Source organism: Duganella sp. 1224, from assembly GCF_013408245.1.
Taxonomy (GTDB): Bacteria; Pseudomonadota; Gammaproteobacteria; order Burkholderiales; family Burkholderiaceae_D; genus Rugamonas.
The window spans coordinates 1,517,968-1,540,141 of the sequence record NZ_JACBYS010000001.1 but is presented as its reverse complement, the minus strand read 5'-3'; the positions used below and the strand labels follow the sequence as shown (position 1 = coordinate 1,540,141).

Sequence of the window (22,174 nt, the reverse complement as noted above, 5' to 3'; positions counted from 1 at the left end):
CGCCATGCGCTCGACCATTCTGTCGCGCCGCGACTTGTCCTTCATGTTGTACGAATGGCTGGAGGCGGAAGCGTTGACGCGCCGTGCCCGCTTCGAGGACCACAACCGCGAAACCTTCGACGCCGCGCTCGACACCGCCGAGCGGCTGGCCACCGACCTGTTCGCCACGCACAACAAGAAGGCCGACAGCAACGAGCCGCAGGTGGTGGACGGCAAGGTGCGCATCATCCCCGAGGTCAAGGCGGCGCTGGAGGCGTTCTCGCTGGCCGGCCTGATGGCCGCCGGGCAGGACTACGACCGTGGCGGCATGCAGCTGCCGGTGGTGGTCGAGAAGGCGCTGGCGGCCTATTTCACGGCCGCCAACGTCAGCACCTCGGCCTACACCTTCCTGACAATGAGCAACGCCAACACCTTGCTCAAGTGCGCCTCGCCGGACCAGATCGAGCGCTTCGTCAACCCGATGCTGGCCGGACGCTTCTTTGGCACCATGTGCCTGTCCGAGCCGCAGGCCGGCTCCAGCCTGTCGGACATCACCACGCGCGCGGTGCCGGACGGCGACGGCCAGTACCGCCTCACCGGCAACAAGATGTGGATTTCCGCCGGCGAGCACGAGCTGGCGGAAAACATCATCCACCTGGTGCTGGCCAAGATTCCCGGCGAGGATGGCAAGCTGATCCCTGGCGTCAAAGGCATTTCGCTGTTCATCGTGCCCAAGTTCCTGGTCAACGCGGATGGCAGCCTGGGCGCGCGCAACGACGTCACGCTGGCCGGGCTCAACCACAAGATGGGCAATCGCGGCACCACCAACTGCCTGCTCAACTTTGGCGAGCAGGGCGGCGCCATCGGCTACCTGGTCGGCAAGCCGCACCACGGGCTGGCCAATATGTTCCACATGATGAACGAGGCGCGCATCGGCGTCGGCCTGGGCGCGGCGGTGCTGGGCTACACCGGCTACCTGCATGCGCTGGACTATGCGCGCAACCGTCCGCAAGGCCGTCACCCGGCGCAGAAGGACGCGTCGCAGCCGCAACTGCCGATCATCCAGCACACCGACGTCAAGCGCATGCTGCTGGCGCAGAAGGCGTACGTGGAGGGCGGGCTGGGACTGGTGCTGTACAGCGCCCGCCTGGTCGACGAGCAGAACACGGCCGAGGCGCCGGAGGCGCGCGAACACGCGGCGCGGCTGCTGGATTTCCTGACGCCGATCACCAAGTCGTGGCCGTCGCAGTGGTGCGTGGAGGCCAACAGCCTGGCCATCCAGGTACACGGCGGCTACGGCTACACGCGCGAGTACAATGTCGAGCAGTTTTATCGCGACAACCGGCTGAACGCCATCCACGAGGGCACGCACGGCATCCACGGGCTGGACCTGCTGGGCCGCAAGGTCACGCTGCAGGACGGCGCGTTGTTCCGCGCCTTTGGCAGCGAGTTGCGCAAGACCGTGCGCAAGGTGCGCGGCAGCGTCGGCGCGCCGGATGCGTTTGGTCCGGGCCTGGCCACCATCAGCGTCGCGCTGCTGGCGCATGCCGATGCGCTGGAGCAGGCGTGGCAGGGCGTGGAACAAGTGACGCAGAAGCTGTATGCTGTCGGCGATTTGAACAAGACGCTGGCCAACGCCAGCCTGTATCTGGAAGCGGTCGGCCATGTGGTGGTCGCCTGGATCTGGCTGCAGCAGGGCTTGCTGGCGGCGGCCTCGCTGGCCGGCGGCGATACCGATTTTTACCGCGGCAAGCTGCAGGCCTGCCGGTATTTCTTCCAGTGGGAGTTGCCGAAAGTGGGGCCGCAGCTGGATTTGCTGGCCAGCATAGACACCACCACGCTTGATATGCAGGACGCGTGGTTTTAAAGCTCAGCATGGGCCCCGGCGTTCGCCACGTCAACCCCGTCGTTCCGGCGCAGGCCGGAACCCATAGAGCAGATGCTCAGCACGGACCCCGGCTTTCGCCGGCGACGCTGGGCAAGAAAGGAGACTTTGATGCGCACTACCCAAGAACTGTTTTCGCTGGCCGGCAAGACCGCGCTGGTCACCGGCGGCTCGCGCGGCCTCGGCTTGCAGATGGCGCTGGCGCTGGGCGAGCAGGGCGCCACGGTCGTGATCTCGGCCCGCAAGCAGGCCGAACTGGATGAAGCGGTCGGCTTCCTGACCCAGCGCGGCATCACCGCCCACGCTGTCGCCGCCGACCTGTCGCAGGACGCGCAGGCCGAGGCGCTGGTGGACGCTGCCATCGGCCACCTCGGCCACATCGACATCCTCATCAACAACGCCGGCGCCAGCTGGGGCGCGCCGGCCGAAGACCACCCGATCGAAGCCTGGGACAAGGTGATGGACCTGAACATCCGTAGCATCTTCGTGGTGTCGCAACTGGTGGGCAAGCGCTCGATGATCCCGCGCCAGTCGGGCCGCATCATCAACATCGCCTCGATCGCCGGCCTGGCCGGCAACCCGCCGGGCACCATGCAGACCATCGCCTACAACACCTCGAAAGGCGCGCTGGTCAACTTCACCCGCACGTTGGCCGGCGAGTGGGGCCGCTTCGGCATCACCGTCAACGCGCTGGCGCCCGGCTTCTTCCCGTCCAAGATGACCAAGGGCCTGCTGTCAGCCATGGGCGACCAGCTGACCGGCCACGCCCCGCTGAACCGCCTCGGCGACGACGAGGACCTGAAGGGCGCCACCGTGCTGTTCGCGTCCGACGCGGGCAAGCACATCACCGGCCAGATCCTGGCGGTGGACGGGGGCGTGTCGGCGGTATGAGCATCCCCCAGACTTACCAGCGCATCGTATTGGCCGAGCGGCCGCGCGGCCCGGTCAAGCCGGAGAACTTCCGCCTGGAGACCGTGGCCGTGCCGCAACTGGCCGACGGCGAAGTGCTGATTCGCAACCACTACCTGTCGCTGGACCCGTATATGCGTGGCCGCATGAGCGCGGCCAAGAGCTACGCCAGTTCGCAGCCGCTCAACGAGACCATGATCGGCGGCACCGTCGGCCAGGTGGTGGCCTCGCGCAACGCTTTCTTCCAGGTCGGCGACTACGTCAACGGCATGCTGGGCTGGGCCGAGATGGGCGTATCGGACGGCGTGCTGCTGCGCAAGCTCGATACCACGCGCATCCCGCTGTCGGCCTTTCTTGGCGTGGTCGGCATGCCCGGCATGGCCGCATGGTACGGCTTCAACCAGATCATGGAGGCGGCGGCCGGCGAGACAGTGGTGGTGTCGGCCGCCAGCGGCGCGGTCGGCAGCGTGGTCGGCCAGCTGGCGCGGTTGCGCGGCTGCCGCGTGGTCGGCATCGCCGGCGGGCCGCAGAAGTGCGCCTACGTGGTCCATGAACTGGGCTTCGACGCCTGCGTCGACTACAAGGCCGGCAACCTGGAGGCCGACCTGGCCGCCGCCACGCCGGACGGCATCGACGCCATTTTCGAAAATGTCGGCGGCGCCTGCCTGGACGCGGCGCTGGCGCGCACCAACGCCTTCGCCCGCATCGCGCTGTGCGGCCTGATCGCCGGCTACAACGGCGCCGAGCTGCCGATCAAGAACGCGCGGGCGCTGTTGCTGAACCGTCTGACCGTGCGCGGCTTCATCGTCACCGAGCACATGGAATTCTGGCAGCACGGCTTGCAGGAACTGGCCGTGCTGGTCGCCAATCGTCAAATCAAATACCGCGAATCGGTGGCGGACGGCCTGGCCGCCGCGCCGGAAGCGTTCATGGGCCTGCTGCAAGGGCGTAATTTTGGCAAACAACTGGTGAAGCTGATATGAAAACATTCCGTGACAAAGTGGCCGTCATCACCGGCGGCGCAAGTGGGCTGGGGCGGCAATTCGCCAACGTCGCCGCGCGCGAGGGCATGAAGCTGGTGCTGGCCGACGTGCAGGCCGACGCGCTGGAGCAGGCCGCCACCGAGCTGCGCGCACAGGGCGCCAGCGTGGTCGCGCGGCTGTGCGATGTGCGCAAGGGCGAGCAGGTGCAGGCGCTGGCCGATGCCGCCGTGGCCGAATATGGCGTGGTGCATCTGGTGTTCAACAACGCCGGCGTCGGCTCGGCCGGCCTGATCTGGGAAAACACCGAGGCCGACTGGGAATGGGTGATGGGCGTCAACGTCTGGGGCGTGATCCATGGCGTGCGCATCTTCACCAGGCTGATGCTGGACGCCGCCGCGCGCGACCCGTCGTTCGAAGGCCACATCGTCAACACCGCCTCGATGGCCGGGCTGCTAAACGCGCCGGCGATGGGCGTCTACAACGTCTCCAAGCATGCGGTGGTGTCGCTGTCGGAAACCCTGTACCACGACCTGCAACTGGTGGGCGCGCCGATCGGCGCCTCGGTGCTGTGCCCGTACTTTGTGCCGACCGGCATCAGCCAGTCGCACCGCAACCGGCCGGACGACGTGCGCATGAGCGCCGCGCCCACCGCCAGCCAGATGGCGGCCCAGTTCATGACCGACAAGGCGGTGTCGTCCGGCAAGGTGTCGGCCGGCGAGGTGGCGGAGATCACGTTCCAGGCCATCGCCGATGGCAAGTTCTACATTTACTCGCATCCGGACGCGCTGGCCGGCGTGCGGCTCAACCTGGAAAGCGTGGTGGCCGGCACCAATCCGCCCGATCCGTACGCCGCCACGCCGCAGATCCGCGAGCTGTTGCGCGCCAAGATACAGGGTGCTTCCAAGCCGGTGGGGTGACGTGCGACAATCGTATTTTGGTCAGAAGGAAATACGATGAGCAAGTTCCAAATCAAACTGGGAGACTGGGGCACGTTGAGCGCCGACGCCAAGGCCATCCGTACCGAAGTCTTTGTCGAGGAGCAGGGCGTTCCGGCCGAGCTGGAGATGGACAACATGGACGCGCTGTGCCTGCACGCGGTGGCCTACGATGACGAGGGCACGCCGATCGGCACCGGCCGCCTGCTGCCGGACGGCCACATCGGCCGCATGGCGGTGCGCAAGATCGCGCGCGGCAGCGGCGTCGGCGGCGAGCTGCTGCAGGCGCTGATGGCGCAGGCCCGCGCCCGTGGCGACGCGCTGGTGGCGCTGAGCGCGCAGACGCACGCGGCGCCGTTCTACGAGCGTCACGGCTTTGCCATCGAGGGCGAGGAGTTTTACGAGGCAGGCATCGCCCACATCAATATGCAGCGCAGCTTCAAATAAGCCGGGCCAGGCGGGCCAGCGGCGCGGCCAGGTCGATGTCGGGCAGCCGGCCCTCGTGCAGGTCGGCGATCATGCGGGCGCTGAGGCACAGGCGCAGCGCGCCGCCCGCCACCGGCTGGCCGAGCTGATAGCGGCCGGCGCTATCACCATCGCTGGCCGGCCGCTGCAACTCAAGATAGACGCGGCGCGCCTCGCTGCTGTCCAACACGCGGCCATCGGCGCCGCGCAGCGTGAACGGGAAGATGGTTTGCATGCCATCCCAGCCCGCCGGCCCCAATGCCGAGCGGTCGATGGCGGGCACCGGCAGCGGCGCCAACGCCGGATGCCGCGCCAGGCCATCTGCCACCGCGTCGGCAAAACGCGTCGTCCACCGCAGGCGCGCCGCCTGCGGCACGGCCGCGTAGCGCTCCATCTCGGTCAACGCCGCTTCCCAGCGCAACAGCAGGCCAAAGTTGCTGTGGCTGGTGGCGGCGTCGACCGCGCTGGCCGCCATCGCGCGCGGCAGCAGCAGGGCGCCGCTGAAGGTGGGGCCGGTCATGAACTTGGAACCGGTCAGCGCCAGCATGTAGCCCTGTGCCAGGTAGGCGCGCACTGTGCCCGGGTCGATGCGGAACTGGCACGCATCCACCATCACGTCCAGATGGTCCGGCCAGCGCGCCCGCAGCGCCTGGACCGACGCGATGGAGGGCGCGATCAGGCCCGTCTTGCTGACATCGGTGAGCACCAGCAGCACGCGCTGTCCGCGCTCCGCGGCCGCGTCGACGATGGCGGCATAGTCGGCATCGACCTTGGCCGGGTCGCGCAGGCTGCCGTCCGCGTGCCGCACCGCCACCTGGTACGGCGCGCCCTGACGCGGGCCGAGCAGGGCCAGCGGCACACCGCTGCCGGTTTCCGCGCCGTCGATCATCACGGTGCACTGCGGCTGGCGCAGATTGACGGCCAGCGTGAACAGATCGGTGCCGGATGGCGCCAGCAGCGGCAGCGGGCTGTCGTCGCCGGCGCAGCCGCAATACGCCAACAAACGTTGTCGCACGGCGGCCAGCGCGCGCCGGTACACCACCAGCGCCGGCTGCGAGCGCAGCGCCAGCGCGCACCGCTCGCGCAGCGCGTCGGCGGCGTGATAGGCATACGGGGAAATGGGCGACGCGGTGGCCGATCCCAGCGCCACCAGATCGGGCTCCGGTGTTGGCTGGCAGCCGTAGCGGGAGCGGCCGCTGGCCGCATCCAGTGTCAATCTGTCATCGCCGCCGGCAACCAGCAACTCGGCGGTGGGAGGCAGCTGGCGCAGATCGGCGGCGTGGTTGATCAAGTTGGAGTACTATGCCTTGCTATCGATGAGCAGGCCCTTCATGCTGTTGAGATTCTTGGCGATTTCCAGCGACTCTTCCGATGGAAGCTGCCGCAACACCTGCTTGGTCTGGGTATCGATGACCTTCACCACCGGCAGGCCGCTGTTGTCGTCGATGCTGAACTCTACCTGACTATTGTTTTCGAGGAAACGATTTATCGCGTCAACCGACTTTTTTAACTCAGATTTACTCGGCAGCGCCGCCGCCGGATCAACTTTAGCGGCGACAATAGCCTGTGCGGCATCCGCGCCCCCGCTTCGGTCCAAGGCAGGCGCAGGCAACACCGCCCACGCAGCGGTGGAGGTGGGTAGCGTATCCAGACGGTTAATGCTGCTCGTATCCATAAGTGGTTTTTCCTTGGGCAAACTACGCCGTTACTGGTATTAACGGCAGGCCTGAACAAAAATTGAGTCACATGGCAAAAAAAACGCAAGAAAATTTCGCCGGACCGCTGGATCCGGCCGATTGGCAGGCCTTCCGCGCCCAGGGCCATCGCATGCTGGACGACATGATCGATTATCTGCAGAACCTGCGCCAGCGCCCGGTCTGGCAGCCGGTGCCGCAGGAGGCCCGCGCCGCCTTCCACGCGCCGCTGCCGGCCCGGGGCAGCGAACTGGCCGAGGTCCACCAACAGTTCATGGAACATATACTTCCTTATACGATAGGCAACATTCATCCCGGCTTCTTCGGCTGGGTGCAGGGCGGCGGCACGCCGGTCGGCATGCTGGCCGAAATGCTGGCCGCCGGCCTCAACGCCAACTGCGGCGGGCGCGACCAGATTCCGGTGGAAGTCGAGCGGCAGATCACGCGCTGGATGGCCGAGCTGTTCGGTTTCCCGGCGTCGTCCTCCGGCCTGTTTGTCACCGGCAGTTCGCTGGCCAATATGATCGCCGTGCTGGTGGCCCGCTACCGCGCGCTGGGCCGGGAAGTGCGCAGCCACGGCATTCCACCCAAGCGGCAACTGGTGGCCTACGCCTCGGCCGGCGCGCACGGCTGCATCGCCCAGGCCATGGATCTGGCCGGCCTCGGCAGCGCCCACCTGCGCAGGATCCCGATGAACGCTGCCTTCCAGATGGATATCGCGGCGCTGGAAAGCGCCATCGCCGCCGACCGCCAGGCCGGCCTGCAGCCCTTCTTCGTGGCCGGGACGGCCGGCACGGTCGACGTTGGCGCCATCGACGCGCTGCCGCAACTGGCCGCCATTGCCGAGCGCAACGGCCTGTGGTTCCACGTCGATGGCGCCTATGGCGCGCTGGCGGCGCTGTCGCCCGAACTGCGCCCGCTGCTGGCAGGCATCGAGCTGGCCGACTCCATCGCCTGCGACTTTCACAAATGGGGCCAGGTGCCGTATGACGCCGGCTTCATCCTGGTGCGCGACGCCGGTCTGCACCTTGAAACCTTTGCCAGCCGCGACACCTACCTGCGCCGCGACGCCCGTGGCATGGCGGCCAATTCGCCGTGGCCGTGCGATTTCGGCCCCGACCTGTCGCGCGGCTTCCGCGCGCTGAAAACCTGGTTCACCTTCCAGGTATTCGGCGCCGAGCGCATCGGCCAGGTGATTTATGAAACCTGCCTGCTGGCGCGCTACCTGGAGGAGCGGGTCAAGGCGCAGCCGGAGCTGGAACTGCTGGCGCCGGTGGCGCTGAACATCGTCTGCTTCCGCCACCGCGCGCCGGGCCACGCCGACGCCGATGCCTTCAATGCCGCGCTGATCGCCGACCTGCAGGAGTCCGGCATTGCCGCTCCCTCCGCTACCACGGTACGCGGTCACTTGACGATCCGCACGGCCATCGTCAACCACCGCACCGGCCAACAAGATATCGACGCGCTGCTGAACGCAGTGCTGACGCTGGGCGCCGCGCGCCTGGCTGCCTCTCACCTGGAGTCCGCATGACCTTTGATGCAAGCACGATCGGCCAGCACAACGCGCCGCTCATCGGCGTGGCGCCGTTGATGCGCCGCGCCTTCGCCGGCGAAGACCTGTCGCCGATCGGCCAGGCGCTGTTGCAGCGCGCCCAGACCTATCCGAACGACGCCAACGCCTACATGGATTTTTCCACCGTGCTACAGCTCACCGGCAACCGCGATGACGCGCTGGCGGTGCAGTCCGAGGCCATCATGCTGCAGCCGCGCTACACCATCCCGGCCGCCAAGCCGGGCGGCCCCACGCTGCTGGTGCTGATGGGGCCGGGCGACCTGATGGCCAACACGCCGGTCGAATTCCTGGTCGAAGACAGCGACGTCACGCTGGAACTGCTGTATCTGCGCGCCGATGAAGATTTTCCCGAGGAGGTGCCGGACCATGACGTGATGCTGGTCGGCGTGGCCGAGTCGGAAGCCAACCAGCCGCTGCTGGCGCGGCTGATCGAATACACCGCCAACTGGCCGCGTCCGGTGCTGAACCGGCCGCAGCAGATCCGCATGACTTCGCGCGACGGCCTCAGCGCTGCGCTGCGCGGCTTGCCGCAGGTGGAAATGCCGTTGTCGGTCCGCACCACGCTGGGCGCGCTGAAGGCGGTGGCAGCCGGCACGCAGCCGATCGAAAGCTTGCTGCCGGACGGCGGCTTTCCGATCATCGTGCGTCCGCTCGGCTCGCACGCCGGCACCAACCTGGAGAAGATCGACACGCCGGCCGCGCTCGGGGCCTACCTGGACAAGGTGGCCGGGCCGCAGTTCTACATCTCGCGCTTTGTCGACTACCGCAGCGCCGACGGCATGTTTCGCAAATACCGCGTGGCGCTGATCGACGGCGTGCCGTATATCTGCCACTACGCGATTTCGCAGAACTGGATGATCCACTACCTGAACGCCGGCATGACCGAAAGCGCCGACAAGCGCGCCGAGGAGGCGGCGGAAATGGCGCGTTTCGAGCAGGGTTTCGCGGTCCGCCACCAGGCCGCGCTGGCGGCGATTTATGCGCGCCTGGGCATGGAATACCTCGGCATCGACTGCGGCGAAATGCCCAACGGCGACCTGCTGATCTTCGAAGCCGACAACGCCATGATCGTCCACGCGATGGACCCGGAAGACATGTTCCCCTACAAGGCTCCGGCCATGCGCAAGGTGTTCACCGCCTTCCGCCAGTTGCTGGCGAAGTCAGTGGGTTGAGGACGAAAACACGTGCATGACGATGACGCCCGCGGCGATCAGTGTATCAGCACCTCGTGCAGGGTGGCGGGGGCGTTGGCGTAGAGCTTGACGACGGTGGAGGTGCGGGTGCCGTAGCCGGGGCTTTCGATGCGGACGGCGGACAGCACGCGTTCCAGCTCCAGCGGCACGCCGGTTTCCGGCAGACGCAGGTCGGGCGCTTGCGTGGTGTCGGACAGCATCTCGAAGAAGGCTTCCTCCGGCGCCCCCAGGCACAGCAGGCTGGCGAACTGGGCTTTGGTCTTCAGCACTTTCGGCCACGGCGCATCCAGCAGCGCGTTCGACAGCCCGTAGATGCCGGGCTCCAGCGGCTGGCCGTTGCGCGGGTCGCCGTCGCCCTTGTTGGAGTACCAGATTAGCGTGTCGCGGTCGCCCAGGATCAGGTTGAAACCGTTGTAGCGGCCGGCCGTGGGGCGGATCGTGGCCACATACTCCTGCGGTGTCATATTGCCGGCCAGGTAGTCGGCGACCAGGTGGCCGCGTGACGGCGCATCGTCCTTGTGCGCGGACGGCGCGCGGATGTTGGTGATGGCGGCGAAGCGCGACGGCCCGCCGTCGGCGCCGGGCTGGGTGATGCCCATCCAGCTGCCGCCAGCCTGCAGGTCGCGGCCGGCGTAGACCTGCGGATGCTCGGGCCACGGCGCGGCTGGCGCGGTGGCGCGCTGATAGAACTCATCGCGGTTGGCGGCGGCGATCAGCGGCACCGCCGGCACCACCTGCCAGGCAAAGACGATCAGGCACATGGGACGACGTCCATAAAGACTTCGGTGTGGCGCAGGCCGGTGGTGTACTGGTCCACGCCGGCCGCCGCCACCGCCTCGCGCAATGCCGCCGCAAAGGTGTCGGACACCGCCGGATAGACTTCCATCCAGGTCTGCACCCCATCCTTGCTGTCCGGACGGCGCTTCAATTGGCACGCAACGCCGTGACGTTGCGCCAGCGCCGCCTGCATCGGGACGAGTGCCGCCAGCAAGGACGCCGCGTCGCTGTCCTTGACCTTGTAGTAGATGTAGAGATCCATGCTAGAGATCGAGCGCTTCCAGCACATAGGGCATGGCCAGGAAGCTCAGCGGCGTACCTTGCGCCGAGCCCAGCCGCACAGAAGCCGACTCGATGGCCGCCAGCTTCATTTCCACCAGCGCGTCGACGCCGCCCTGGCCGTTGGGCGCGGCGTTGACGATCATGCCGCACGGCTGCTCGGGATCGGCCGTGGCAAACACTTCCTGTCCGGCCGCCACCGCTGGGTCGGGTATGCTGACCAGCGTGGTGCGGCGCTTGAGCTTGCCCAGATACTGGCTGCGGGCGACGATTTCCTGCCCCGGGTAGCAGCCTTTCTTGAAGTTGACGCCGCCCAGCAGCTCGTAATTGACCATCTGCGGCACGAACTGCTCCTGCGTGGCCTTGCCGATGTGCGCCACGCCGGCGTGGATTTCGGACAGCTGCCAGGCGTCGTTGCCGCCCACGCTGAGCTTGGCGGCCAGTTCCGGCGCCACGTTCTGGGCCGTCTCGGCCGACATCAGCCACTGGTAGCGCGGCGCGCCGAACACGTCGGCCACGCGGATCAGCGTGCCCAGCGGGTGATCCAGCTTGGCGTAGGGCTTGGCGGGCAGGGCGTCGAACCAGGTCTGCAGCGTGGCTTCGGCCAGGCCGCCGCCCAGGCCCAGCACCACCTGGTGGGCCGGCAGCTCGGTGGCGTCGCTGAGCTTGGTCTTGGCGCGCAGCACGAACATCGACAGGCGTTTCTGGATGGCCGGCTGGATGTCGCGCGCCACTTGCAGGAAGATGGTAGAGGCGTTGCGCCACATCAGGAACGAAGCCAGCAGGCGGCCTTTCGGCGAGCAGTAGCCGGCCAGGCGGGCCTCGTTCTGGCCCAGGTGTTCGACGTCGTTGGTCAGCTGCGCATGCAGGAAGCTGGCCGATTCCTCGCCGTCCAGCGCGATCAGGCCGAGGTCGGTGATCGGCGCGACAAAACCGACCGCCAGTTGCGTCGTGCTCAGCGGAACCGCTGGCGGCGTTAAAAGTTCATTCCAGGAAGCCATAATTTTCAATCTTTTGACGGTGAAAGCATTATCATTACGGGCTCATTATAGTGATGTCGCGCGGAACGCGTCAGATGCCACGCAAAACGCGCTGGCGGACAGCGCCAGGAACTGGCAAGCTGTGCGACTTGACTCAACAAGACTGCTTTCATAATGGCTTTTATCAAAAAAATAATTAGTCTGTGCATCGTGCTGGCCATCGCCGGCGGCGGTTATTTCATGTACTGGTCGCAGAACCCGATCATCCCGGCCGACGCCGAGGCCATCGACTTCACCATCACGCCCGGCAGCGGCGCCCACGCGGCCGGCCAGCAGATCGCCGAGGCCGGCGTGCCGATCCAGCCGCTGCTGTTCAACCTGCTGGCGCGCGCGACCGGCAAGAGCAGCAAGCTGAAAGCCGGTTCCTACGAGCTCAAGCCCGGCTCGACGCCGCTGCGCCTGATCGACCAGCTGGCGCGCGGCGAGTTCGCGCAGGAGCAGCTGACCATCATCGAGGGCTGGACCTTCCGCCAGATGCGGGCCGCCATCGCCGCCCACAAGGGGCTCAAGCACGACACCGTGGCCATGTCCGACGCCGAGCTGATGCAGGCGCTGGCGTCCGACTACAAGGACGCCGAAGGGCTGTTCTTCCCGGACACCTATCTGTTCGCCAAGGGTTCCAGCGACCTGCAGATCTACAAGCAGGCGCATGCGATGATGCTGACCCGCCTGGCCGACGCCTGGGCCAAGCGCGATCCGTCGCTGCCATACCGCACCCCGTACGAGGCGCTGACCATGGCCTCCATCGTCGAAAAGGAAACCGGGCAAAAGTCCGAGCGCGCCATGATCGCCGGCGTGTTCGTCAACCGCCTGAAGCTCGGCATGCTGCTGCAGACCGACCCGACCGTGATCTACGGCATGGGCAGCAAGTACGACGGCAAAATCCGCAAGAAGGACCTGGAAACCGACACCCCGTACAATACCTACACGCGCGCCGGCCTGCCGCCGACGCCGATCGCGCTGCCGGGCGTGCAGTCGCTGATGGCGGCGCTGTCGCCGGCCAAGACCGCCGCGCTGTATTTCGTCTCCAAGGGCAACGGCACCAGCCAGTTCTCGGACAACCTGAACGACCATAATCGCGCAGTCAACCAGTATCAACGATAACACTACATGGGTAAATTCATCACCTTCGAAGGCATCGATGGCGCCGGCAAGTCGACGCACATCGCCTTCGTCGCCGACTACATCCGCCAGCGCGGCATCGAGCTGGTCAGCTCGCGCGAGCCGGGCGGCACGCCGCTGGGCGAACAGTTGCGCCAACTCGTGCTGCACGAAAAAATGCACATCGAAACCGAGGCGCTGCTGGTGTTCGCCAGCCGCCGCGAGCACATTGCGCAAGTGATCCAGCCGGCGCTGGCACGCGGCGCCTGCGTCATTTCCGACCGCTTCACCGATTCCAGCTTCGCCTACCAGGGCGGCGGCCGCGGCATGAGCCTGGCCAGGCTGGAGGCGCTGGAGCAGTGGGTCCACCCGCAGCTGCAGCCCGACCTGACGCTGCTGTTCGACGTGCCGCTGGACGTGGCGCGCGCCCGGCTCGACGCCACCCGCGAGCTGGACAAGTTCGAGCAGGAAAAGGCCGACTTCTTTGCCGCCACCCGCGCCGAATACCTGCGCCGCGCGGCCCAGTTCCCGCAACGCTTCCGCGTGATCGACTCGACGCAAAGCATCGCCGCGATCCAGCAGCAGCTGGCCGCCATCCTCGACGCGTTCTTTTGACTTAAAATACTGAGTAATGAGCAATTCCATCTACCCGTGGCAGGAATCGTCGTGGCAGCAGCTGCAAACGCTGCGCCAGCGCATGCCGCACGCCATCTTGTTCCATGGCGCCGCCGGGATAGGCAAGGCCGATTTCATCGAGCAATTCGCCCAAGGCCTGCTATGCGAGGACGTGCGGCCGGACGGCCATGCCTGCGGCGCGTGCGCGTCCTGCGGCTGGTTCTCGCAGCAAAACCACCCGGACTACCGCCGCATCCGGCCCGAGGCCATGGAGGACGAGCCGGCGGCCGAGGGCGAGGAGGGCGAGGGCGAAGTCAAGAAGGCCGCCAAGTCGAAGACGCCGTCCAAGGAAATCAAGATCGAACAGATCCGCTCGCTGGCGGATTTCATGAACATCTCGACCCACCGCCAGGGCTTGCGCGTGGTGGTGCTGTACCCGGCCGAGGCGCTCAACATGCCGGCCTCCAACGCGCTGCTGAAAACGCTGGAAGAGCCGCCGCCGGGCACGGTGTTCCTGCTGGCCTCGAACAGCCTGGACCGCCTGCTGCCGACCATCCTGTCGCGCTGCCGCAAGTTTGCCCTGCCGATGCCGAACCATGCCGAAGCGCTGGCCTGGCTCAAGGCGCAGGGCGTGGCCGACGCCGACAGCTGGTTGCGCGAGCAGGGCGGCGCGCCGCTGGCGGCGCTGGAGCAGGCCGAGTCCGGCAGCCGCGAGGATCTGGAAACGCTGCTGCAACTGCTGGCCCACCCGAGCGTCGAAGGCGCGCTCAAGGTTGCCGACAAGTTGCAGAAAGTGCCATTGGGCGGCCCGTCGTCCTGGTTGCAGCGCTGGCTTTACGATGTGTTTTCGTACAAACTGGCGGGTAACATCCGGTATTATCCGCGTTACCAGAAAGAGCTGGCCAGCCTGGCCGACAAGATCCACGTCAGCCGCCTGCTGGCCGCGATCAAGGGCGCCAACGAGCGCCGCGCCACGGCCGATCACCCGCTGTCGCCCAAGCTGTTCCTGGAAGAGATGCTGCTTGAGTACGCCAACTGCTGTAGCTGAAAGGTAAGGAATGTCCGCTGCCAGCCCACTTGACCCGAACACCGTGCCGATGGCGCCACGGCCGACGGTGCTATCGCTGGCCATCAAGGAAAAGGCCGCGCTGTACGCGGCCTACATGCCTTTCCTGAAAAACGGCGGCATGTTCGTGCCGACGCAAAAGCCGTACAAGCTGGGCGACGAGATTTACCTGATCCTGGCGCTGATGGACGATCCCAACAAATACCCGATCGCCGGCAAGGTCGCCTGGATCACGCCGCCCGGCGCGCACAACAACAAGGCGCAGGGCATCGGCGTGCATTTCCCCGATGACGAGAGCGGCCAGCGCGCGCGCCTGCGGATCGAGGAAATCCTCGGCGCCGCGCTGCGCTCGTCACGCGCGACTCACACCTTGTAGCGGATTGGCCGGCTGTCGACGTCGAACACCGACGCGCGGCCGCCGGACAGCACCATGCTGAATGGCGTGCTGTCGTTGAGGCCGCCGCGCGAGCTGGCATACAGGTGGCTGAAGTCGCCAAAGCCGTGGTCGTGCGGCTGGCTGGCGTAGGCGTCCACCTCCAGCTCGTCCACCCGTTCTTGCAGCCGCGCCACCGTCTGGCGCAGGGCTTCCAGTTCGCGCTCCTTTTCCTGCATCGCCTGCTGGTGCTCGGCGTACAGCGCGCGGTAGCGGCGCTCGGCGTCCTCGTGCAGCTGGTTGGCCAGCTGTTCGATCATGCCTTGCAGGCTGCGCGCCGTGTCCTCGCGCTTGGTGCCGGGCAGGTTGTCCTCATCGCCCAGTTCCTTCAGGTAGCGGTGGATGGTGGACTTGGAGCCGGTGCCCAGCGCGGCGCGCACCGCGTCCACCGACGGGTAGCGGCCCTCGGCCAGCAACTGGTCGCGGCAGGCCTTGACTTCCGACTTGGTTAAGCCGATGCGTGCCATTGGTGCCTCCTCACGAGCTGGCCTGGCCGACCAGGTCGCGGTGCTGCGCGCGGTTCAGGCGCGGATGCACCACCGGTATGGTCAGCATGGTGCTGCCCACCGCCATCAGCAGCAGCGCGGTGAAGGTTTCGCTGGTGATGATCTGCTTGTCCAGCAGGATGTTGGCGAAGATGATTTCGATCAGGCCCTTGGTTTGCAGCAGCCAGCCGATGATCGACGCCTCGCCGCTTTTCCATTTGAGCAGCCTGCCGGCGATGTGGGCGCCGGCCAGCTTGCCGCCGACCGACGCCAGCAGCAGCAGCCCGGCCACGAAGAACACCGAGTAGCCGCCCAGGTCCCATTTGGTGCGCAGGCCGGTGCTGAGGAAGAACACCGGCATCAGCACCAGCAGCACGTTCTTGAACAGCGCGTCCAGCTGTTCGCGGCCGAACCAGTCGGCATCCATGACCACGCCGGCGAGGAAGGCGCCCACCATGTAGTGCAGGCCGGCCCAGTCGGCGCCGAAGCCGCAGGCGATCAGCCAGATCAGCGCCACATACCAGCGGTCGCCGGGTTGCAGGCGGGCCATCAGGCGGCGGTAGGCGAAGGTCAGCAGCGTGAACGCGGCCAGGAAGCCGGCCTGGCGGCCGACGCGGTCCCAGTCCAGCATGATCAGCGCCAGCACGCCCCAGATGGCGACGTCGTCCAGGCTGCCGTAGCGCAGGATGCGTTGGCCCATCGGCTGGCGCAGGATGTCCAGTTTTTCCATCAGCAGCACCAGCACCGGCAGCGCGGTGACGGCGCAGGCCATGCCGGTGCCCAGCGTGAATTGCCAGGGCGCGGCTTTGGCGCCGATCCAGCCCTGGTAATTGATCAGCAGCAGGGCGGCGCCGCAGCCGAACAGCAGCGGCATGCCGAGCGACAGACCGGCGGTGGTGATGCTTTCGCGGCGGTATTGCCAGACTTTCTTGAGGTCCAGCTCAATCCCGGCCAGCATGACGAACAGCATCACGCCCCACTGGGCCACGCCGCTCAGGGTCTTGATCACGTCCGGGTTGAAGATGAACTTGTGATAATCGGGGAACAGGGCGCCGACCACGCCGGGGCCGAGTACGACGCCCATGATGATCTGGACGATGGCCAGTGGCGCGAAGTAGTCGGTCTTCAGCAGCCGCCAGAACAGGAAGGGCACGACGAAGATCAACAGCATCGCCAGCAGATAGATTTCACTGGTACTCATGGTAGTACTCATAGGTCTCCTTGGTTTTTGTTGTGTAACGTAATTACATACCGTTTTGAGCGATACTAACTTGGTCATAGCAAAAATGAAAGCGTTTTCTTGGTGAGGGTGGCATCGCTTCCACACACGCGGTGGGAAAGCGGTATCGGGTACAATCGCGGCATGTATATCGACTCTCATTGCCACATCAATTTCCCCGAGCTGGCCGCTCGCATGCCGGACATCCTGGCGCAGATGGAGCACAACAAGGTGACCCATGCGCTGTGCGTGTCGGTGGACCTGCCGGATTTCCCGCAGGTGCTGGCGCTGGCGCACCAGTATCCGCATATCTACGCCTCGGTGGGCGTGCATCCGGATTACGAGGACACGCCGGAGCCGTCGGTGGAGCAGCTGGTACAGCTGGCGGACGATCCGAAAATCATCGCCATCGGCGAAACCGGGCTGGATTATTACCGCCTGGAGGGTGACCTCGAGTGGCAGCGCGAGCGCTTCCGCACGCACATCAAGGCCTCGCGCATCACGCGCAAGCCGCTGATTATTCATACCCGTAGCGCCAGCGAAGATACCATTCGCATCATGCGCGAGGAGGGCGCCGGCACCGACGCTGGCGGCGTGGCCGGCGTGATGCACTGCTTTACCGAGTCGCTGGCGGTGGCGCGCGCGGCCATCGAGATGGGCTTTTATATTTCGTTTTCGGGCATCGTGACGTTCAAGAGCGCCAGGGAGTTGCAGGCGGTGGCGCTGGAGTTGCCGCTGGAGCGGATGCTGATCGAGACCGATTCGCCGTACCTGGCGCCGGTGCCGTATCGTGGCAAGACCAATGAGCCGGGCTTTGTGGCGCACGTGGCCGAGTTTTTGGCCAAGCTGAAGGGCGTGCCGGTGGAGCAGGTGGCCGAGCAGACCACGGCCAATTTCCGCACACTTTTCAACGTGCCGGCATGATGCGGCGGCGTCGCGCGTTGCTGGGCCTGACGGCGCTGGCGGTGTTGCCGGTGCCGCCTGCGTTGGCGGACACGCAGAGCGACGATGAGGTGGAGTTCTTCCGCGCGGTGCAGCTGGACGCTGCCGAGCGGGTGAAGAAGATGCTGGCGCGCGGCGTCAGCCCGAACGCGCGCGATCCGAATGGCGAAACCGGGTTGATCGTGGCGATGCGTTACGAGGCGTTGAAGGTCGGGCGGGTGCTGATGGATCAGAAGGGCATCGATCTGGAGGCCAGGGCGCCAAATGGCAACACGGCGCTGATGATGGCTGCCTTCCGTCAGAACAAGACGGCGGTGCTGGCGCTGTTGCAGCGCGGCGCGCAGGTCAACCAGAAAGGCTGGACCGCGCTGCATTACGCGGCCGCCGCCGGCAGCGTGGAGATCGCCACCATTTTGCTGGATCGATACGCGTACATTGACGCCGAGACGCCGTCCGGCATGACGCCGCTGATGATCGCTGCCCGCGAGGGGCAGGAGGACGTGGTCCGGCTGTTGCTCGATCAGGGCGCGGACGCCACGTTGAAAGACGGCGGCTTCCATCTGACAGCCGCCGAATTTGCCCTCAAGGCGGACAAACCCTGGATCGCCCAGACCATCAACACCTTCCTGGCGGACAAGAAGGCGCGTTAGCCGTGCTGGTCGCGCCGGTCATGGTTGTCGTGACGGGCGGCCTGCTCGTGGCGTTCCGCGTGTTGCGCTTGCGGCTGCTGCTGCGCGTGCTGCTGTGGCTGTGGCCGCTCGGCGGGGCGCGGATGCATGGCTAGCACTTCCTGGCGGATTGCGTGGGCTTGTCCGCGGTCGGGCATATTCTGTTCGCGCTGTGGTGCTTGCGCGTGTTGCATGCCGGCGTCGCCGCGTTGCGGCGGTTGATACGGCTGGCCTGGCGCTTGGCGCTGCTGGTCCGCATGCTGTTGCTGGGCTTGCAGACGACGATCCGGCTCCGGCGCGCGTTGCTGCTGCTGCTGCTGCTGCTGCTGCTGCTGCGTCCAGCGCAACGGCGGCGCCCCGTGGTCCTGCGTCATCGCGGGCCGATCCCGGCCCGGCTCTCCCTGCTGGCGCATCGCATCAGCGCGTTGCCGATCCAGCATGGCTTGCGCGGGCGGCGCACCCCGGCCGTCATGCACGCCCTGCGCCAGCCGTGCGTCCCGCCCGTCATGGATACCTTGCGCCGGCATACCTTTGCCGTCATGCGCCCCAGTCGCCGCCGGCACGTTTGGCTGCTGGCGGAAGTCATGCTGAGCCATCGCCGGCGCCGCTGCGGACGGACCGCGAGTGCCCGGCACCGCATCGCGTTGCGTAAAGTGCGGCATCGACATCGGCCGCCCGGCCGCACCCGGCCCCACCTGCGCTCCCGCGTGTGGCGCGAAACCGTGCGCGCCGCCGGCCTGCACCATCTGCGGTCCCGCCTGCGGCGCGAACCCGTGGGCACCGCCGGCCTGCGCCATCTGCGGGCCTGGCCGTGGCTGCCAGCCGTGCGGACCGCTCCCGCCCGGCCCCTGCTGCGGCGGCACATGATTGGCGAATGCCCCCGGCCCGGGCGGCGGCGCGCCGTGGAAGTTGTAGTTGTTGACGCGGTTGATCACCGTCACCGACTTGGTCACGTAGGTATTGTTGTTGTACACCACCGCCGGCCGATGCCAGCCGCCGCCATATCCCGGTCCGCCCCAGTTCACGCCCCAGGCATGCCATCCCCAGTCATGATGATGGCTGACCGCCGCGCCAACCAGCACCCCGATGCCAAACGTGATCGCCCCGGTCGTCACCAGATCGCTGCCGACATACGCCGGCTCCCGATACGCCCACCCCGGATACACCGGCACCGGCGCGCCATACACCACGGTCGGATTGTATTGCGGCACATAGACCACATCCGGCTCGGCCGGCTCGATGACGATGGTCTGCGGCGGCGGCGCCACCACCGGCGGCCCCGCATACACCACCGTCTCCGACGGCGCCGGCTCCACATAAGTGGCCGGCGGCGCCGCGCGCACCGTGGTCGACACCCGCAACTGCGGCGAACTCTTCAACGTGCCGGCCTGCTGCGCGCGCGAGCGCATCACCTGGATGGCATTCATCACATCGTTCGGATCGTTGGCGTACGCCTCGCCCAGCGCCGTGGTCCACTGGATGTTGCCGGCCATCTGGTCCAGCACACTCGGGAAGGCGGTCAGGGACTTGACGCTCACGTCCCACGGCTGATTGGCCTCGGTCGCCTGCAGCGCATCGCCCTTGAGCGACCGATTCTGCTCCACCCACTGATCGGCGGCCGTGATCTGCGCCGGATAGGTGGCGCCGGCCAGCACCTGGCCCACCAGCTTGTCCGGGAACAGCGCGATCGGCGCCACCATCTGCTGCAACTGATCGGCGCTCGGCGGCGTGTAAGGCGGCACGGCCGGCGCGGCCGCGGTGCTGGGCTTGGGTGGCGTGTCGCCCGGCTTGTCGCAGCCGGCCAGCGACAGCAGGCTCAGCAGCAGCGTCGACGTCACCACATTTTTTGCTTGAACGGCCATGATGGCTCCCTTCCTCGCTAAACGTTGAGGCTAGGTTAGCAGGCGTTCGCCGGCGAAGCTGTTACCTGATGTAACGTGCGCGGGGTGCGCCTAGGCGCCGATTTCCAGCAGGTAATCGTTGATGATGTCGGAACTGGCCGACGGCGCGCTCATGTGCGGACAATGGCCGATATTGTCGACCACCGCCAGCTTGCTGTTGGCCAGATGCCGGTGCAGATAATCGCCCACCTCGCGCGGCGCGATCAGGTCGTCGCTGCATTGCAGGATCAGCGCCGGCACCACCGACTGCGGCACGTCCGCGCGATGGTCGGCGGTAAAGGTGACGCGCGCGAAGTGGCGGGTGATTTCCGGATCGTTCTTCTCGAAGCGCGTCAGCAGCTCCTGTTGCAGCAGCGGCTGGCGCGGCGCGCCCATGATGACCGGCGCCATGCGCTTGACCCAGCTGTCGTAATCGATTTCCATCAACTGCAGCAGGCCGTCGATGTCCTCCGGATTGTAGCCGCCGACATAGTCGCCATCGTTGATGTACGAGGCCGACGGCCCCACCATGATCTGCGCCCGGAACTTCTCCGGCGACATGATGGACGCCAGCATGCCGATCATCGCGCTCACCGAATGGCCGACAAACACCACCGGCGCCTTGGCGTACAGATCGATCACATCCAGCACATCCTCGGCATGGCCGTGCAGGGTGCTGTACTTGTCGCGGTCATAGGCGCTCAGGTCGGAACCGCCGCTGCCGGTCAGGTCCATCAGCACCACCCGGTAGCGGCCCAGGAACGATGGGTAGATGAAACGCCACATCTGCTGGTCGCAGCCATAGCCGTGCACGAACATGATGGTGGCCGGGCCGTCGCCATGGCAGCGTACATTGTTGCGAAACTGAATGGACATGATCTCTCCGTACTTGTCGGCGCTAGTATAAACGCAATAATGCTTTTTGGTTAAGCGCCGGAGGTGGCCCGAATTGGCGGGTATTTGCCGTCCAGTTCGCCGCATCGGAGCGCCGCCGGGTTGACGATAATGGCTCCAGCGCAATCCACCAAGGAACACCATGCTCAACGAACGCGAAATCGAAAGCTGCTACCTGGGGCAGTTCATTCCTCTCCACTACCATCACAACATGCTGATGGACCAGAACCGCATGCACAACTTCAAATCGGCGATCGCCTATGCGGTCAAGCCCGGCGCCAAGGTGGTGGAGCTGGGCGGCGGCACCGGCGTGCTGTCGTGGTTCGCGGCGGCCCAGGCCTCCAAGGTGTACTGCGTGGAGTTTAATCCTGACATGGTGCGCGAGGCGCGCAAGTTCCTGGCGCTCAACCCGAATGGCGAAAAGGTCGAGGTGATCCACGCCGACGCCTTCGAATACCTGCCGCCGGAACCGGTGGACGTGGTCATCTGCGAGATGCTGCACGTGGGCATGCTGCGCGAAAAGCAGGTGGAAGTGATCGAATCGTTCAAGCGCCGCTACCTGGAGCGCTTTGGCGGCCCGCTGCCGATGTTTCTGCCGGAGGCGGTCATCATGGCGGTGCAGCCGCTGCAGCAGGAATACGATTTCGAAGGCTTCCACGCGCCCATCGTGCAGTTTCAGGAAATCAACGTGATCTACCCGGGCACGGTGGAGATGGCGCAGCCGGCTGTCTACAGCATCATCGACTTCAACCAGCCGAACGAACTAGTGTATTCGTGGCAGGGCAAGTTCGTGGTCGAGCGCAACGGCGAGATCAATGCCTTACGTTTCGTTACCAAAAACATTCTGTCGGTGGTGCAGGAGCGCTCCAGCACGATCGACTGGCTGATGGGCTACATGACCTTGCCGCTGGCGACGCCGGTGCGCGCGCGCGAGGGCGATGTGCTGCAGGTCAGCTTCCAGTACCGCGCCGGCGGCCCGATTCCGTCGCTGCAGGCCTCGCTCAGGGCCGAAGTGCTGTATGAAGCGGCGCTGCAGCCGCAGCGGGCGCCGGCCTTCGCCTGAGCGGCGCGCGCCGTTTGCCCCTTGAAAGCGGCGATTGATCGGCGTTTTACGCAGTTGGTCGCACGGCGATTGCCGGCCGCGGGCGACTCCCATACA

Annotated in this window: 23 protein-coding genes; 14 read left to right on the top strand and 9 right to left on the bottom strand. The window is 66.2% G+C overall.

The genetic code is table 11. The features are described 5' to 3' along the window. The first annotated feature begins 4 nt into the window (after positions 1-4). The 5 genes from FHW58_RS06930 to FHW58_RS06910 all read left to right on the top strand — a co-directional run bounded on the left by FHW58_RS06930 (position 5) and on the right by FHW58_RS06910 (position 5,138). Positions 5-1,846, top strand: coding sequence for an acyl-CoA dehydrogenase (locus tag FHW58_RS06930; protein WP_179672319.1), 1,842 nt, complete (start codon positions 5-7; stop codon positions 1,844-1,846). A 129-nt stretch (positions 1,847-1,975) separates the two neighbouring features. Beyond that, entirely contained in the window at positions 1,976-2,755 is a 780-nt protein-coding gene (locus FHW58_RS06925; RefSeq protein WP_179672318.1) for an SDR family oxidoreductase, read from the top strand. Further along, a complete protein-coding gene (locus FHW58_RS06920) occupies positions 2,752-3,756 on the top strand; it encodes an NADP-dependent oxidoreductase (protein WP_179672317.1) in 1,005 nt (334 codons plus the stop codon). Before FHW58_RS06925 ends, FHW58_RS06920 begins: the two co-directional genes overlap by 4 nt. Further along, complete coding sequence (locus FHW58_RS06915) at positions 3,753-4,673, top strand: SDR family oxidoreductase (protein ID WP_179672316.1); 921 nt, start codon at positions 3,753-3,755, stop codon at positions 4,671-4,673. The genes FHW58_RS06920 and FHW58_RS06915 overlap by 4 nt, the downstream gene beginning before the upstream one ends. A 36-nt stretch (positions 4,674-4,709) precedes the next feature. Continuing rightward, complete coding sequence (locus FHW58_RS06910; protein ID WP_179672315.1) at positions 4,710-5,138, top strand: GNAT family N-acetyltransferase; 429 nt, start codon at positions 4,710-4,712, stop codon at positions 5,136-5,138. On the opposite strand, the gene FHW58_RS06905 is transcribed toward FHW58_RS06910, so the two are convergent. Continuing rightward, positions 5,131-6,447, bottom strand: a complete 1,317-nt coding sequence (locus tag FHW58_RS06905; RefSeq protein ID WP_179672314.1) for a hypothetical protein — start codon at positions 6,445-6,447, stop codon at positions 5,131-5,133. The two genes, FHW58_RS06910 and FHW58_RS06905, sit on opposite strands and share 8 nt — an antisense overlap. Positions 6,448-6,456: 9 nt before the next feature. Continuing rightward, complete coding sequence (locus FHW58_RS06900; protein WP_179672313.1) at positions 6,457-6,831, bottom strand: flagellar protein FlaG; 375 nt, start codon at positions 6,829-6,831, stop codon at positions 6,457-6,459. Positions 6,832-6,902: 71 nt separating this feature from the next. Here FHW58_RS06900 and FHW58_RS06895 point away from each other — a divergent pair, with 71 nt between their 5' ends. Both FHW58_RS06895 and FHW58_RS06890 read left to right on the top strand, forming a co-directional pair. Continuing rightward, entirely contained in the window at positions 6,903-8,381 is a 1,479-nt protein-coding gene (locus FHW58_RS06895) for an aspartate aminotransferase family protein (RefSeq protein ID WP_229265072.1), read from the top strand. Further along, a complete protein-coding gene (locus FHW58_RS06890) occupies positions 8,378-9,595 on the top strand; it encodes a RimK family alpha-L-glutamate ligase (protein WP_179672312.1) in 1,218 nt (405 codons plus the stop codon). Before FHW58_RS06895 ends, FHW58_RS06890 begins: the two co-directional genes overlap by 4 nt. A 38-nt stretch (positions 9,596-9,633) precedes the next feature. On the opposite strand, the gene FHW58_RS06885 is transcribed toward FHW58_RS06890, so the two are convergent. The 3 genes from FHW58_RS06885 to FHW58_RS06875 are packed head-to-tail and all read right to left on the bottom strand — an operon-like array spanning position 9,634 to position 11,673. Further along, positions 9,634-10,377 carry an NRDE family protein gene (locus FHW58_RS06885; RefSeq protein WP_179672311.1) on the bottom strand — a complete coding sequence of 248 codons (744 nt, stop codon included), beginning with the start codon at positions 10,375-10,377 and terminating at the stop codon, positions 9,634-9,636. Then, complete coding sequence (locus FHW58_RS06880; protein ID WP_179672310.1) at positions 10,368-10,655, bottom strand: DUF4936 family protein; 288 nt, start codon at positions 10,653-10,655, stop codon at positions 10,368-10,370. Before FHW58_RS06880 ends, FHW58_RS06885 begins: the two co-directional genes overlap by 10 nt. A 1-nt stretch (position 10,656) precedes the next feature. After that, positions 10,657-11,673: a folate-binding protein YgfZ gene (locus FHW58_RS06875; RefSeq protein ID WP_179672309.1), complete on the bottom strand. Its 1,017-nt coding sequence runs from the start codon at positions 11,671-11,673 to the stop codon at positions 10,657-10,659. A gap of 153 nt (positions 11,674-11,826) precedes the next feature. Between FHW58_RS06875 and mltG the strand changes: the two genes are divergently transcribed. From mltG to FHW58_RS06855, 4 genes are read left to right on the top strand one after another with little or no spacing between them, the layout of a single operon-like run. Beyond that, a complete protein-coding gene (gene mltG / locus FHW58_RS06870) occupies positions 11,827-12,816 on the top strand; it encodes an endolytic transglycosylase MltG (protein WP_179672308.1) in 990 nt (329 codons plus the stop codon). 6 nt (positions 12,817-12,822) lie between these two features. Next, entirely contained in the window at positions 12,823-13,428 is a 606-nt protein-coding gene (tmk, locus tag FHW58_RS06865; RefSeq protein ID WP_179672307.1) for a dTMP kinase, read from the top strand. Positions 13,429-13,444: 16 nt separating this feature from the next. Further along, positions 13,445-14,476 (top strand): DNA polymerase III subunit delta', encoded by a 1,032-nt coding sequence (locus tag FHW58_RS06860; RefSeq protein WP_179672306.1) that lies wholly within the window; start codon positions 13,445-13,447, stop codon positions 14,474-14,476. A gap of 10 nt (positions 14,477-14,486) precedes the next feature. Beyond that, positions 14,487-14,870 carry a PilZ domain-containing protein gene (locus tag FHW58_RS06855; protein WP_179672305.1) on the top strand — a complete coding sequence of 128 codons (384 nt, stop codon included), beginning with the start codon at positions 14,487-14,489 and terminating at the stop codon, positions 14,868-14,870. On the opposite strand, the gene FHW58_RS06850 is transcribed toward FHW58_RS06855, so the two are convergent. Both FHW58_RS06850 and FHW58_RS06845 read right to left on the bottom strand, forming a co-directional pair. Then, positions 14,858-15,394: a DNA-binding protein gene (locus FHW58_RS06850; RefSeq protein WP_179672304.1), complete on the bottom strand. Its 537-nt coding sequence runs from the start codon at positions 15,392-15,394 to the stop codon at positions 14,858-14,860. The genes FHW58_RS06855 and FHW58_RS06850 overlap by 13 nt on opposite strands. A gap of 10 nt (positions 15,395-15,404) precedes the next feature. Continuing rightward, entirely contained in the window at positions 15,405-16,613 is a 1,209-nt protein-coding gene (locus FHW58_RS06845; protein ID WP_179672303.1) for a cation:proton antiporter, read from the bottom strand. Between the two features lie 162 nt (positions 16,614-16,775). Here FHW58_RS06845 and FHW58_RS06840 point away from each other — a divergent pair, with 162 nt between their 5' ends. Further along, entirely contained in the window at positions 16,776-17,555 is a 780-nt protein-coding gene (locus FHW58_RS06840) for a TatD family hydrolase (RefSeq protein ID WP_179672302.1), read from the top strand. Continuing rightward, positions 17,552-18,223, top strand: coding sequence for an ankyrin repeat domain-containing protein (locus FHW58_RS06835; RefSeq protein WP_179672301.1), 672 nt, complete (start codon positions 17,552-17,554; stop codon positions 18,221-18,223). Before FHW58_RS06840 ends, FHW58_RS06835 begins: the two co-directional genes overlap by 4 nt. On the opposite strand, the gene FHW58_RS06830 is transcribed toward FHW58_RS06835, so the two are convergent. Further along, on the bottom strand, positions 18,220-20,103 hold the full coding sequence (locus FHW58_RS06830; protein WP_179672300.1) for a DUF3300 domain-containing protein: 1,884 nt from the start codon (positions 20,101-20,103) through the stop codon (positions 18,220-18,222). The two genes, FHW58_RS06835 and FHW58_RS06830, sit on opposite strands and share 4 nt — an antisense overlap. Before the next feature lie 90 nt (positions 20,104-20,193). After that, positions 20,194-20,997 (bottom strand): alpha/beta fold hydrolase, encoded by an 804-nt coding sequence (locus FHW58_RS06825; protein WP_179672299.1) that lies wholly within the window; start codon positions 20,995-20,997, stop codon positions 20,194-20,196. Positions 20,998-21,157: 160 nt separating this feature from the next. On the opposite strand from FHW58_RS06825, the gene FHW58_RS06820 reads away from it, so the two are divergent. After that, positions 21,158-22,078, top strand: a complete 921-nt coding sequence (locus FHW58_RS06820; protein ID WP_179672298.1) for a methyltransferase domain-containing protein — start codon at positions 21,158-21,160, stop codon at positions 22,076-22,078. The last annotated feature ends 96 nt before the right edge of the window (positions 22,079-22,174 follow it).

Excerpts from the sequence above, each read along its gene's own strand:
- FHW58_RS06930 (WP_179672319.1), top strand. The coding sequence starts at position 5 with ATGCGCTCGACCATTCTGTCGCGCCGCGACTTGTCCTTCATGTTGTAC.
- FHW58_RS06925 (WP_179672318.1), top strand. The coding sequence starts at position 1,976 with ATGCGCACTACCCAAGAACTGTTTTCGCTGGCCGGCAAGACCGCGCTG.
- FHW58_RS06920 (WP_179672317.1), top strand. The coding sequence starts at position 2,752 with ATGAGCATCCCCCAGACTTACCAGCGCATCGTATTGGCCGAGCGGCCG.
- FHW58_RS06915 (WP_179672316.1), top strand. The coding sequence starts at position 3,753 with ATGAAAACATTCCGTGACAAAGTGGCCGTCATCACCGGCGGCGCAAGT.
- FHW58_RS06910 (WP_179672315.1), top strand. The coding sequence starts at position 4,710 with ATGAGCAAGTTCCAAATCAAACTGGGAGACTGGGGCACGTTGAGCGCC.
- FHW58_RS06900 (WP_179672313.1), bottom strand. The coding sequence starts at position 6,831 with ATGGATACGAGCAGCATTAACCGTCTGGATACGCTACCCACCTCCACC.
- FHW58_RS06895 (WP_229265072.1), top strand. The coding sequence starts at position 6,903 with ATGGCAAAAAAAACGCAAGAAAATTTCGCCGGACCGCTGGATCCGGCC.
- FHW58_RS06890 (WP_179672312.1), top strand. The coding sequence starts at position 8,378 with ATGACCTTTGATGCAAGCACGATCGGCCAGCACAACGCGCCGCTCATC.
- FHW58_RS06885 (WP_179672311.1), bottom strand. The coding sequence starts at position 10,377 with ATGTGCCTGATCGTCTTTGCCTGGCAGGTGGTGCCGGCGGTGCCGCTG.
- FHW58_RS06880 (WP_179672310.1), bottom strand. The coding sequence starts at position 10,655 with ATGGATCTCTACATCTACTACAAGGTCAAGGACAGCGACGCGGCGTCC.
- FHW58_RS06875 (WP_179672309.1), bottom strand. The coding sequence starts at position 11,673 with ATGGCTTCCTGGAATGAACTTTTAACGCCGCCAGCGGTTCCGCTGAGC.
- mltG (WP_179672308.1), top strand. The coding sequence starts at position 11,827 with ATGGCTTTTATCAAAAAAATAATTAGTCTGTGCATCGTGCTGGCCATC.
- tmk (WP_179672307.1), top strand. The coding sequence starts at position 12,823 with ATGGGTAAATTCATCACCTTCGAAGGCATCGATGGCGCCGGCAAGTCG.
- FHW58_RS06860 (WP_179672306.1), top strand. The coding sequence starts at position 13,445 with ATGAGCAATTCCATCTACCCGTGGCAGGAATCGTCGTGGCAGCAGCTG.
- FHW58_RS06855 (WP_179672305.1), top strand. The coding sequence starts at position 14,487 with ATGTCCGCTGCCAGCCCACTTGACCCGAACACCGTGCCGATGGCGCCA.
- FHW58_RS06850 (WP_179672304.1), bottom strand. The coding sequence starts at position 15,394 with ATGGCACGCATCGGCTTAACCAAGTCGGAAGTCAAGGCCTGCCGCGAC.
- FHW58_RS06845 (WP_179672303.1), bottom strand. The coding sequence starts at position 16,613 with ATGAGTACCAGTGAAATCTATCTGCTGGCGATGCTGTTGATCTTCGTC.
- FHW58_RS06840 (WP_179672302.1), top strand. The coding sequence starts at position 16,776 with ATGTATATCGACTCTCATTGCCACATCAATTTCCCCGAGCTGGCCGCT.
- FHW58_RS06835 (WP_179672301.1), top strand. The coding sequence starts at position 17,552 with ATGATGCGGCGGCGTCGCGCGTTGCTGGGCCTGACGGCGCTGGCGGTG.
- FHW58_RS06830 (WP_179672300.1), bottom strand. The coding sequence starts at position 20,103 with ATGGCCGTTCAAGCAAAAAATGTGGTGACGTCGACGCTGCTGCTGAGC.
- FHW58_RS06825 (WP_179672299.1), bottom strand. The coding sequence starts at position 20,997 with ATGTCCATTCAGTTTCGCAACAATGTACGCTGCCATGGCGACGGCCCG.
- FHW58_RS06820 (WP_179672298.1), top strand. The coding sequence starts at position 21,158 with ATGCTCAACGAACGCGAAATCGAAAGCTGCTACCTGGGGCAGTTCATT.